The following is a 12,029-nucleotide window of genomic DNA, read 5'->3' as shown; positions in this document are numbered from 1 at the left end:
TCTACTACTAGTTAGTCTGCCATTAGCCAATCAGGTTTACGCTTTTGCAAAAACGCTTGCACACCCTCTTTACCTTGTGTTGATGAGCGGATATCAGCGATACCTTTGACCGTGTCAGCGATCAGCTCATCAGTAATAGGTGCACCAGCGATATTGTGTAATAGTTGCTTACAGGTTTTTACCGCGTCAGGGCTGTTTTTGACGACCTTATTACAGAATGCAGCCACTTCATCGGCCAGCCCTTCTTCGCTAACACGCTCATGGATAAAACCAAGCTGACGTGCCTTTTTGGCATCAAATACTTCAGCACTTAAGAAATAACGCTGCGATGCTCTAGCACCTAGCGCTCGGATAACATAAGGACTGATAGTGGCAGGGGCCAAGCCCAAACGCACTTCACTGAGGCAGAAATTAGCAATCTTAACGGCGATAGCCACATCACAAACAGCAACTAAACCCATGCCACCTGCATAAACATCGCCTTGAATAGCCGCGACTGTTGGCTTAGGACATTCATAAATAGTCTTAAGCATTTGCGCCAATTTATCAGCATCCGCTAGATTCTCTTCATAGCTATAATCTGCCATGGCACGCATCCAATTCAAATCAGCACCTGCACAGAACGCTTTGCCAGCAGCTGCTAGCACAATGACACGTACCTCATCATCAGCACCAAGCGTACTGAACACATCGGTTAGCTCAGCAATCATTTCGTCGTTAAAGGCATTACGTATCTCAGGACGATTCAACGTCACTGTCGCCACGTGCTGCTCGACGTTAACCAGTAGGCTTTTATAGTTATTTATATTTTGTTGCATTGTCTTCTCTTTTTTTAGTCACTATCTACTATCTTTACTAATGATATTTATTGAGTATCGTTAAATATTAAAAACTGGTTACATTCTAAAGACACCAAAAGTCGTCTCTTCAATCGGAGCGTTATAAGCGGCGCTCAGCCCCAATGCCAGCACATGACGAGTATCAGCAGGGTCAATCACGCCGTCATCCCACATACGTGCGGTGGCATAATACGGATGACCTTGCTCTTCATACATCTCACGTATTGGCGCTTTAAATGCTGCTTCGTCCTTATCACTCCACGCTTCACCCTTACGATCAAAATTATCACGCTTGACCGTTGCCAGTACTGATGCTGCTTGCTCACCGCCCATGACAGAGATACGCGCATTTGGCCACATCCATAAGAAACGCGGGCTATAAGCACGGCCACACATACCGTAGTTACCAGCGCCGAACGAGCCACCGACGATAACGGTGAATTTTGGCACTTTTGCATTAGCCACTGCCATTACCATCTTGGCGCCATGACGAGCGATACCTTCATTCTCGTATTTACGCCCAACCATAAAGCCAGTAATGTTCTGCAGGAATACTAATGGGATTTTGCGCTTACAGCACAGCTCAATGAAGTGCGTGCCTTTTTGCGCTGACTCACTGAACAGAATGCCGTTATTGGCAATGATACCAACAGGCATCCCTTCGATATGAGCAAACCCGCAGACCAACGTCGTACCAAAGCGTGCTTTAAACTCATCAAAGGCACTATCATCAACGATACGTGCAATGATTTCTCTGATATCAAATGGCTTGCGCTTGTCCGTTGGAATGACACCATAGAGTTCTTTAGCGTCATAACGCGGCGGACGCGGTGTGACTTGATTAGGAATATTTTTCGCAGGGCGATTTAGGTGACTGACGATATTACGCGCAATCGATAACGCGTGAGTATCGTTTTGCGCTAGATGATCAACCACGCCTGATAGACGAGTATGTACATCGCCGCCACCCAAATCCTCTGCCGTGACCTCTTCACCAGTCGCTGCTTTGACTAGTGGTGGACCACCCAAAAATATCGTACCTTGCTCTTTGACGATAATAGACTCATCGCTCATGGCAGGCACATAGGCACCGCCAGCCGTACAGCTGCCCATAACCACAGCAATCTGTGGAATACCTGCCGCACTGAGATTGGCTTGATTAAAGAAGATACGGCCGAAATGTTCTTTATCAGGGAACACATCATCTTGGTTCGGTAAATTAGCCCCACCTGAATCAACCAGATAAACGCACGGCAGATGATTTTCTTGCGCAATTTCTTGTGCTCGCAGGTGCTTTTTGACCGTCATTGGGTAGTACGTGCCGCCTTTTACCGTGGCATCATTACAGACAATCATACACTCGATGCCATTGATAAGGCCGATACCCGCAATCACGCCAGCCGCCGGAATCTCTTCGCCATACATATCATGTGCAGCCATCGGTGCCACTTCTAGGAACGGCGTGCCTACATCCAATAAACGCTCGACGCGCTCACGTGGTAACAGCTTACCACGCGCTAGATGCTTGGCTCGTGCGCGCTCTGAGCCACCTTGGGCAACTTTACGCAAGTGTACATACAGGTCGTCGACTATCTCTTGCATCGCGGCACTGTTTTGCTGAAAATCGCTTGAGTTTGGACTCAGTTTACTGGTTATGATAGCGCTCATGATATCCCTTTTTTTCTTATACATAGATAGATACGTAGATGTGAGTAGCTTTTTATATAAATGATACTAACTGCTATTTTTAAGCATTGCTCACATATAGTCGATTCAATTTAAAAGTAGTACAAGGCAACCGAGTGCAGAGGTATGTGTGATACTTCAAGCGAGGTTAACGCTGTAATACTTTTATAGCGAAATGAATATGGTTAGTCTTTTATTTTTTAGAGCAGATAAGTAAGCTTACTACAAACCCAACTCTTCTTTCATTTGCTCAATGATTTTATATTTTTGAATTTTGCCAGTGATGGTCATTGGATATTCAGTCACAAAGCGATAGTAAGTCGGCACTTTATAGTGAGCGATATGCTCACTACAGAACTCGCGTACTTCTTGTTCAGTCAAGCAGCCAGGTTCTTTTGGAATAATCCATGCCGCGAGTACTTCACCATAACGCTCATCTGGTATACCCACGATTTGTACATCACGAATCTTTGGATGACGATAGAGATAATTTTCAATTTCTACCGGATAGATATTTTCGCCGCCACGAATCACCATGTCTTTACTACGGCCGACGATTTTTACGTAGCCATCTTCATCCATCGTAGCCAAGTCACCCGTATGCATCCAACCATCTTGGATGGCCTCACGCGTTTTAAAGCGGCTGCCCCAATAGCCTTTCATCACGGAATAGCCTCGTGTGAGCAACTCACCTGTCTCGCCTAGCGGTACAATTTCACCTGTTTCTGTATCGACGACTTTCACCTCAAGCGCAGGCTGTACCAGTCCTACCGTCGAGACTTGCTTATCAAGTGGCGTATGCTCATTGGTCTGGCAAGATACAGGACTTGTCTCTGTCATGCCATAGGCAATGGTGACTTCGCTCATATGCATCTTATCGATGACACGGCGCATGACTTCAATCGGACAGCTAGAGCCAGCCATGATGCCAGTACGTAAGGTAGACAGATCAAAGTTTTCAAATTCAGGATGGTCAAGCTCAGCGATAAACATCGTTGGCACGCCGTGCAGACCTGTACACTTTTCTTCTTCGACTGCCTGCAATACGGTCAATGGCTCAAAGCCGTCGTTTGGATATACGATACAGCCACCATGCGTGAGAATCGCTAGATTACCAAGCACCATGCCAAAACAGTGATACAGAGGTACTGGAATACATAGTCTGTCCTCTTCAGTGAGGTTCATAGCCTCACCAATGAAATAGCCATTGTTAAGGATATTACGATGGCTTAAGGTTGCACCTTTTGGCGTACCTGTCGTGCCACTGGTGAACTGTACATTGATAGCATCGGTGTTTTTAAGCTGAGCTTGGCGCTCGGCAACACGGGGATCGTTGGCATCGCCCTCGCTCATCCACGCAGAGAATTTCTGCATAAAACCGAAGGTCTCATCCGACTCTGGCTCATCAATCCAAATGATACGTTCAATCGTCGGAATCTCGACCAAATCAAGCTGAGTGTAATCTTTATGGTAAATCTCAGGACATAGCTCACGAATTAAACTGGCATAGTCACTGGTTTTGAAATGGCGCATAAGTACCAGCGCTGAGCAGCCCAATTTATTTAAAGCATATTGCAACTCAAAAGTACGGTAGGCAGGATTAATATTAACGAGGATAACGCCGACTTTTGCCGTGGCTAACTGCATGAGTAACCATTCAGCATTGTTGTATGACCAGATACCAATACGATCGCCAATCTCTAGTCCCACTTCAATCATGCTACTGGCTAGCTGATTCACTTGCTGCTGTAGCTCACGATATGTCCAGCGGATATTTTGATGGCGGACGACCAATGCTTCGCGCTCAGGATATTTAGAAACAATAGCATCAAAAAAGTCACCGATTGTCGCTTCAATCAGCGGTACATCAGGACCTTTGTCATAGCTTTGAGTAAGTGGTGCATTGGCTGAGCGTGCGCCCATATTGATACTAGGAATGTTGTTTAAAATAGCATCGAAGTCAACGCGAGTCGAATCGAAATCAGGAGTTTGAGTCATAACGAGTCCTTTCGTTTTACTTTTTATATTATTTATAAATAGCACTTATTAATAGCCTGCGTGCAAACCTTCTTCCTTGGGCAGGTCTTACATAGCATTCAGCTACTATAACGCCATCAATGAAAGCCTGTCAACAATATCAATACAGTATGTATCATTTAATTAGACAGTCTGCATTTATACTTAGTAAAAGGTAGCATAGAATCATGGCAAATATTTGACACAAAAAAGCCAGCCACATCATAAGGAATGGGCTGGCTCGATCATCAATATTGTCTTTTAACTAAGTCCTCTGGAAAGCATCTAATAAAGGACATCACTTATAAATGATGTGCTTTTATTAGTTTTTCAAAAGACGGTATTTCAATCATTATGCCTTAGGAACTGCAGGCGCTTTAATCGTTACCGTTGCGCTAACCACTTCATTATCATCAAGCAAATCCATGATTAGCTCATCATCACTCTCAGTCTTCACTTGCCAATTACCTGCTGCTTGCGGTACACCCGTCACCATCACAGAGATGGCTTTATTTTTTAGGCGAATCATCGGTGGCTTATGATCATAGCCACTATGCTCATGACCTAAGATATCATCAGCGATAGTCGCAGCCTGCGCGCGTAATGGCGCAACATAACGACAAGCAACCCCGTTGATAGACATACAGTCGCCGATGGCATAGATATTCGCTGCATTGGTACGCAACGTCGCTGCATCTACCACTATACCCGTACGGCGATCGAATTCCACACCAGCCGCCGCAGGTAATTGCTCATCGACTGTCAGACCTGTACTGGCAATCACATGATCTACAATCAATGGTTCGAGCGGCTGAGTATCAGTACTATCTGCATCCGATGATAATGGGGCATAGTCTACTTGTAGTTTCTCGCCATCTTCGCTGTCATTGTCATCGTCATTAACACGAGTGACAGCTGATACTTGATAACCACCTAAGAATTGAATGCCCTGCGACTCGATCGCTTTGGCGATACGTGCGGTCGCTGTGGCTGGTAGCATCTGTGAAAGCGGTGCATCGTTTAAGTCAATAAGCGTTACTTTATGACCAGCTTTAAGCAGGTCTTCTGCGATTTCTGTACCCACCATACCAGCACCAACGATCGCAACATGCTGGCTACCTGTTGCTAGCTTTTCTTGTAGCTGACTAAAACGCTCGATATGATTGACATGCCAGACCAAATCTTGCGGCAGACTTTTAGGAAAGATAGGGTGCGCGCCCATCGCCAGTACCATTTTCTCATAGCCGATAGTCGTCAGCGTGTCATCTGACTGCGTAGTAGAGCGCACCTGTACGGTTTGGCTCACTGGATCGATATCTATCACTTGCGTATTGGCTAACAACGTCACTTCTGCTGTGTTCGCCGCTTCGCTACCAGATGCTCGTACCAAATCTGATGCTCGTTTGTTTTGGCTGATTGCCATCGTCAACATCGGCTTATGATAACGGTCGCCACTATCAGCTGTGATTAGGGTAATTGGAATCTCTGTGTCTTTAGCACGAATGGCATCGATGACATGCCAGCCTGCCAGTCCTGCACCAATAATAACCACACCTTTTTTTTCTGCTGTGCTCGACGCTACAGATAGGTTTTCTACGTTCATATAAACTCCAATATGGTTTATGAATTATTTTAATTATCAAAAATATTGACCGCTATTGTATCAGTAAACATCCATTCACTCACCTATCTAGCAATTCACTTAATCAATATCGAACTCCATGCGATGTGCTGTTGCACGCATGGTTTCACTATCTATTAATTTTTCTATACAGTATAGACTTGCATGGATGCCTGCACTTATTCCCGCTGATGTAACGATATTACCAGTATCATCACTAGCATCTACAAAACGCGTATGCGAGATCACATCGATATCAGGATAGGATGCTAAATTATCCAAATCCATCCAGTGCGTAGTTGCTGACTTACCAGTTAATAAACCTGCCTTAGCCAATAGCAATGCTCCCGTACACACTGAAAGCGTCAGCTCTGCCAAACTTGCTTGAGTGATAATCTAATCAATTACCACCTTATTATATATTTCTGTTTTTTCGGCACCGTAACCACCAGGGACGATTAAGACATCAATGTCTGGATGATTTGCAAAGCTATAGTCAGGAATGACTTGTAGACCGTTCCTAGCGGATATCGTTGCTTGATACTCAGCAATAGTGATAACGTCAAAGTGCTTATCATCACTAGCAGAGGCAGCATTTTCAGCCAACGAAAACACCTCAAAAGGTCCTGCAAAATCTAATACTTCTACTTCATTGAACAGTAGTATGCCGACGGTTCGTTTTAGCGTCATATTCAATCCTAATTCAGTTGATCGCATTAAATAAAATTAAACTTATCTATATTATGACTACTATCTCTTCAAACTTGCTTGATTAATAAGATGAGCCACTTCATCTGCCTTTGCCGTTTGCAATCTCTCTAATCCTACGACTATTCCCGCTCTATTTTCAGCGGCTTTATAGTCTCAAAGCTATCTTATTTAAACTCCTTGTATGTAAACATCATAGGCTCCAAGTCGTTTTTCAAATAGCTATACAAAAAAAGGCTCAATACAAAGCGCCCTATTAAAGATAGCGTTGAACTGTCTTTAATAGGGCGCTTTGTATAATCATTAGCAGTGGAAAGAAAAGTAAGCTTTAGAACACGTCTTAATATTAGAAATACTGCTATAAAAATCGTAAATCAGAGTGTATTTAATGATTTAAAATCTTCGATAAGAACATCTGCGCACGGTCACTTTTCGCGCCTTCAAAAAACTCATCTTTACTACAGTTTTCTACGATATGCCCTTCATCCATAAAGATAATACGATTGGCCACCTGACTGGCAAAGCCCATTTCATGCGTCACGCACATCATGGTCATACCATCACGAGTCAGCTCAACCATCACATCTAGCACCTCTTGAATCATCTCAGGATCAAGCGCGGAGGTTGGTTCATCAAATAGCATTGCGACTGGATCCATGGCCAACGCTCGTGCAATCGCAACACGCTGCTGCTGACCACCAGAGAGCTCCGCTGGATATTTCGCCGCTTGTACCGTCAGACCAACACGGTCTAGATAGGCCATCGCTTTTTGTTTTGCCTCATACTCTTTACGGCCCAACACTTTGATTTGCGCCACGGTCAAATTATCAATAATAGTCAAATGTGGAAACAACTCAAAATGCTGAAACACCATGCCGACACGGCTACGTAACTTAGGTAAATTAGTCTTTGGGTCACCGACAGAGATGCCATTGACCATGATGCCACCCTTTTGAAAAGGCTCAAGTCCATTCACTGTCTTAATCAAAGTGGATTTACCACTGCCCGATGGACCACAAACAACAACGACATCACCTTTATGTACATGCGCTGTACAGTCAGTCAGTACTTGAAAATCTCCATACCATTTACTGACATTAGATATCTCAATGACCATCTCATCACTAGCATGACCACTATTGGTAACCAGCCCGCCAAAGGCATTTACGTACGTATCAGCATTGCTCATCACTGGCTCCTAACCACATTATTTTCGATAGTCATTATTTAAAAAAGGTAAATCAAACGCTCAAACTTTCAACATTCAAAAGCGCAAGCGATAGGCATATCAAAATAGCTATATTAAAACCGCAAACGCTTCTGTAATTGTTGCACACCAATAGAAGCACTTAAGCTAATCACAAAGTAGACAGCGCCAGCACCTAGAATATACGGCGTGAGTAGTCCCATTAGCTCACCGCGCACGTAGGCTGCGCGGAAAAAGTCGGTCAAACCAATGGCAAATACCAGTGTCGTATCTTGGAATAAAATAATACATTGTTGCAAAATCAATGGCAGCATCTTACGAAAGGCTTGTGGCAAGATGACCAGACGCATGGTCTGCCCATAAGTCATGCCGAGCGCTTTTGCCGCATTGACCTGCCCGCTACCAATCGATTGAATACCAGCACGCACCACTTCTGAGAAATAAGCGGCCTCAAACATCATAAAGGCGACCACACAAGAGGCAAACGCAGCATCGAGTTGCAGGTACTTACCCGCTACCCAAAGATAAATCATCGGTACAGCAAAATAGAACCATAGCAGTACCAATAGCAGTGGCACGGAGCGGAAGTAATTGACGTATAGTTTGGCTGGAATCTCAAGCGCTTTGATACCTGACAAACGCATCAATGCCAATATGGTACCTAAACTGATACCGCCCAAAATAGCCAAAAACAATACTTTTAAGGTGGTAAGCATGCCACCCATCAAACCAGGATAGGCTGTTGCCAATTCGGTCATATTCATTTCTGACCTCCCGCAATAAGCCCAGGCACACGCAATTTACGTTCAATCAATCCCATAATAGCGATTAAGGATAAATTGAAAACCAAATAAATAATCGTCGCGTAAGTATATATCTCGATACTATTTTGAGTGTATTCGCTGATGGTTTTGGTTTGGCTAATCAGCTCCATTACCCCCACTAGCGAGGCCACAGAGGCGTTTTTAAAGCAGTTAGTCAGCTCAGAGCTGAGCGGTGGCAAGATAATACGAAATGCTTGCGGTAGCAGCACTTCTTTATAGACTTGTGGAATACTAAACCCTAACGCGTAGGCTGCGTTAATCTGTCCATCAGGTAATGACTCTATACCCGTCCGTACCTGTTCCACGATACGAGCAGCAGTAAATAAGCCCAAACCAATACTGGCTGATAACATGGCTGAGGTATTCGGAGACAAATCCTTATACCACCATTCTTGTATCGTCGGCGTGAGCCAGCCAGGGGCGATATAAAACCAAAAGAACAGTTGAACAAGCAGTGGAATATTACGAAAAAATGTCACATAAGCCGTACCGATTGCACGAGCAGTCTTGTTGGGCAAAGTACGCATGATACCGAAAATAGTACCGACGACCATCGCGATGGCCCATGCGATACTGCCAATCAATAGCAGCCAGCCAAGACCAGTGATCATCCAATGGATATAGAGCTCGTTGCCAATACCAGTCTGCTCAAAGAGCACACCCCAGTTCCAGCTATAATTCATGGTTGTCTCTCCGAGCAACGATTGATAAGCCTATACGTCAAATAAAATTACTGGCTATCTGAACGTATAGGCAAGCTATGTTGAGGGACAATGAGCGTTACTGCGCTGCTGCTTCTTTAGGCTGAGCGCTGTCATGCGGATTGGCAATCAAGGCCTTTAAGTTGTCTGACATCTCAAAGTTTAGATTGACGTTCTTTGGTGGGATTGGGTTCAAGAACCACTTGTCATAAATGCTATTGATTTCGCCTGAGCTAAAGACATTAGCAAGTGCTTCATCGACCACAGCTTTGAATTCAGGATCATCTTTACGCATCATACAACCATAGATTTCAAACGATTGCGGCGTACCGACGATGACCCACTCATCAGGATTTTTTGCTTTGGCTTTTTCGCCTGCGAGCAATACATCATCCATCATAAAGGCATCAGCGCGACCATTCTCTAGCATTAGGAAGCCTTCGCCATGATCTTTTGCTGAGATGATATTGGTATCCATTTTATTATCATCGTTGTACTGACGGATATAACGCTCCGAAGTCGTGCCTGCTGTCGTTACCAAAGTTTTGCCTTTTAGGTCTTCAAAGTCCTGAATACCAGAGTCTTTTTTGGTCAATAGACGCGTACCGATTTCAAAGAAACCATTAGAGAAGGCAACCTGTTTTTGGCGCTCTTCGTTGTTGGTGGTTGAGCCGCACTCAAAATCTACCGTGCCGTTTTGTACCAATGGGATACGAGTCTGCGAAGTGATTAGGTTATAGCGAACGTTAAGGTCTGGCATGTTTAGCTTCTGCTTAACTGCTTCAACCACTTTCATTTCCAAGTCGTGAGCATAGCCAATTGGTTGGTTAGGATCATCAGCGATATAAGAGAAAGGAATAGAGGAATCACGGTGACCGACGACAATAGTACCAGAGTCTTTGATTTTCTGTAGCGTACCGTTGGTCGTGGTTTCTGTCGTCGTTGCATCATCTGCTGGCGCATCAGTGCTGGTTTGGCTGCTGTTATTACATCCCGCTAAGCCTAATGCCATAACAGCAGCTAAAGTCAACGGTTTGGAAAATGAGTATGTCATGAAATACATCCTTTTATCGCAAGATTGAGTGAGTGCTTGGACGACATAGGTCTGATTGACCAGACTGCCCCGCATCCGTACGGTTGTTGCTGTTGTTTATCACAATGCAACTTAATGTTACTGTACAACAAATTTGCAGTAGAGGGTGAATTTTTTTTGAGAGAGTACATATTTATGAATATATTTATATCCTAACTATAAAATGTTGGCTTATAGCGGCTATCTACTCAGAACTTTGTACAAACAGCTGCTTGGTTATTTAAGTTAATTATTGACAATTACTACTCATAATCATCAAAACAGTCTGCTAAGTGAGATTGATAAATCGGCAGTAATCCCCATAAAGCAAACAACTTCTCTATACTACAAATGACTTATGACTCAAGATATCCAAGTCCCAAATACGGACAGCCAAACTACTGGCAACCATGGCAGCAACGACATTCGCCAACGTTTCTTTGTTGAAGACTCTCCAGTGCGCGGTGATGTGGTACGCCTATCACGCAGCTATGCGAGCACGATTGCGCAAAAGCCCTACCCTGAAGCCATCAAACGCTTGTTGGGTGAGATGCTAACCGCAGCAAGTCTGCTAATCAGTACGGTCAAAATCAATGGTCGCCTATCTATTCAGTTGCAATCATCAGACGGTGACAGCTTACTAAACTGGGCGATGGCAGAATGCGATCAAGACGGTATCATTCGTGCGCTTGCTAGCTGGAAAGGCGAGACGGATGAGCAAGTACAAGCGTGGGACAATATGACCCATGCCAAAGAAGCGTTTGCTGAACTTGGTGCGATGGGACAAGGCGTATTGTTTATCAATATTCAGCCTGATGGCGGTGAGCCATACCAAGGTATCGTTGAGCGTAGCCACGACAATCTAGCGGACTGCTTAGCGCATTATCAAAAGCAATCAGCACAGATTCCAACGTTGGTTAACTTGGCATCTGATGGTCTGCAAGCTGGTGGTATCTTGGTGCAAATGCTGCCGCGCACTGCTGAAGAAACGTCTGAAGTTGAGCAAAACCAAGATGCGGGTATCGATGATGATTTATGGACACGCTTGTCTGTATTGACGCGCACGGTAAAAGCAGAAGAACTAACGACACTGGATGCTAACGAAATCCTTTATCGCTTGTATCACGAAGAAAACATCGTTGCCCCTGAGCCTGCGCCTCTATCATTTGGTTGCACTTGCTCACGCGAGAAGTGTGAAATGGCAATCGAGCAAATCGGTGAAGCAGAAGCGTTAGATATCGTCGAAGAGCAAGGCGGTACATTTGAGATGGATTGCGGTTTCTGCGGTGAAGTCTATAAGTTCAATAAAGATGATGTAGCAGCGATATTTGCTGAGTAAGTTTTCTTACTTCCTA

At 44.4% G+C, this 12,029-nt stretch carries 9 protein-coding genes and 1 pseudogene; 1 reads left to right on the top strand and 9 read right to left on the bottom strand.

Annotation, left to right across the window (positions count from 1 at the left end; translation table 11 throughout):
- Positions 1-11 precede the first annotated feature (11 nt).
- The 9 genes and pseudogenes from CXF61_RS11615 to CXF61_RS11575 all read right to left on the bottom strand — a co-directional run bounded on the left by CXF61_RS11615 (position 12) and on the right by CXF61_RS11575 (position 10,656).
- Positions 12-818 carry an enoyl-CoA hydratase/isomerase family protein gene (locus CXF61_RS11615; protein WP_165598295.1) on the bottom strand — a complete coding sequence of 269 codons (807 nt, stop codon included), beginning with the start codon at positions 816-818 and terminating at the stop codon, positions 12-14.
- 78 nt (positions 819-896) lie between these two features.
- Positions 897-2,507 carry a carboxyl transferase domain-containing protein gene (locus CXF61_RS11610; RefSeq protein ID WP_165598294.1) on the bottom strand — a complete coding sequence of 537 codons (1,611 nt, stop codon included), beginning with the start codon at positions 2,505-2,507 and terminating at the stop codon, positions 897-899.
- 240 nt (positions 2,508-2,747) lie between these two features.
- On the bottom strand, positions 2,748-4,523 hold the full coding sequence (locus CXF61_RS11605) for an AMP-binding protein (RefSeq protein ID WP_165598293.1): 1,776 nt from the start codon (positions 4,521-4,523) through the stop codon (positions 2,748-2,750).
- 370 nt (positions 4,524-4,893) lie between these two features.
- Positions 4,894-6,144: an FAD-dependent oxidoreductase gene (locus tag CXF61_RS11600; RefSeq protein WP_165598292.1), complete on the bottom strand. Its 1,251-nt coding sequence runs from the start codon at positions 6,142-6,144 to the stop codon at positions 4,894-4,896.
- Between the two features lie 99 nt (positions 6,145-6,243).
- Positions 6,244-6,852, bottom strand: a pseudogene (locus CXF61_RS11595) (DJ-1/PfpI family protein).
- A gap of 403 nt (positions 6,853-7,255) precedes the next feature.
- Positions 7,256-7,987, bottom strand: a complete 732-nt coding sequence (locus CXF61_RS11590; protein WP_165598321.1) for an amino acid ABC transporter ATP-binding protein — start codon at positions 7,985-7,987, stop codon at positions 7,256-7,258.
- A 185-nt stretch (positions 7,988-8,172) separates the two neighbouring features.
- The gene (locus CXF61_RS11585; RefSeq protein ID WP_102091653.1) at positions 8,173-8,841 is read right to left on the bottom strand and encodes an ABC transporter permease subunit; all 669 of its coding nucleotides are present in this window, start codon (positions 8,839-8,841) and stop codon (positions 8,173-8,175) included.
- Complete coding sequence (locus CXF61_RS11580; RefSeq protein WP_057758328.1) at positions 8,838-9,584, bottom strand: amino acid ABC transporter permease; 747 nt, start codon at positions 9,582-9,584, stop codon at positions 8,838-8,840. The genes CXF61_RS11585 and CXF61_RS11580 overlap by 4 nt, the downstream gene beginning before the upstream one ends.
- A 97-nt stretch (positions 9,585-9,681) precedes the next feature.
- Positions 9,682-10,656: a glutamate/aspartate ABC transporter substrate-binding protein gene (locus CXF61_RS11575; protein ID WP_193834219.1), complete on the bottom strand. Its 975-nt coding sequence runs from the start codon at positions 10,654-10,656 to the stop codon at positions 9,682-9,684.
- Positions 10,657-11,032: 376 nt separating this feature from the next.
- Between CXF61_RS11575 and CXF61_RS11570 the strand changes: the two genes are divergently transcribed.
- The gene (locus tag CXF61_RS11570) at positions 11,033-12,013 is read left to right on the top strand and encodes an Hsp33 family molecular chaperone HslO (RefSeq protein ID WP_165598290.1); all 981 of its coding nucleotides are present in this window, start codon (positions 11,033-11,035) and stop codon (positions 12,011-12,013) included.
- Positions 12,014-12,029: the final 16 nt, after the last annotated feature.

Source organism: Psychrobacter sp. 4Dc (genome assembly GCF_002836715.1).
In the GTDB taxonomy this organism is placed as follows: Bacteria; Pseudomonadota; Gammaproteobacteria; order Pseudomonadales; family Moraxellaceae; genus Psychrobacter.
Note: the sequence above shows the minus strand (reverse complement) of the source record. Positions and strands in the feature narration are given on the sequence as shown.

Bases quoted from the DNA above. Each gene is read 5' to 3' on its own strand.
- CXF61_RS11590 (WP_165598321.1), bottom strand. From the start codon at position 7,987: ATGGTCATTGAGATATCTAATGTCAGTAAATGGTATGGAGATTTTCAA.
- CXF61_RS11605 (WP_165598293.1), bottom strand. From the start codon at position 4,523: ATGACTCAAACTCCTGATTTCGATTCGACTCGCGTTGACTTCGATGCT.
- CXF61_RS11585 (WP_102091653.1), bottom strand. From the start codon at position 8,841: ATGAATATGACCGAATTGGCAACAGCCTATCCTGGTTTGATGGGTGGC.
- CXF61_RS11580 (WP_057758328.1), bottom strand. From the start codon at position 9,584: ATGAATTATAGCTGGAACTGGGGTGTGCTCTTTGAGCAGACTGGTATT.
- CXF61_RS11570 (WP_165598290.1), top strand. From the start codon at position 11,033: ATGACTCAAGATATCCAAGTCCCAAATACGGACAGCCAAACTACTGGC.
- CXF61_RS11600 (WP_165598292.1), bottom strand. From the start codon at position 6,144: ATGAACGTAGAAAACCTATCTGTAGCGTCGAGCACAGCAGAAAAAAAA.
- CXF61_RS11575 (WP_193834219.1), bottom strand. From the start codon at position 10,656: ATGACATACTCATTTTCCAAACCGTTGACTTTAGCTGCTGTTATGGCA.
- CXF61_RS11610 (WP_165598294.1), bottom strand. From the start codon at position 2,507: ATGAGCGCTATCATAACCAGTAAACTGAGTCCAAACTCAAGCGATTTT.
- CXF61_RS11615 (WP_165598295.1), bottom strand. From the start codon at position 818: ATGCAACAAAATATAAATAACTATAAAAGCCTACTGGTTAACGTCGAG.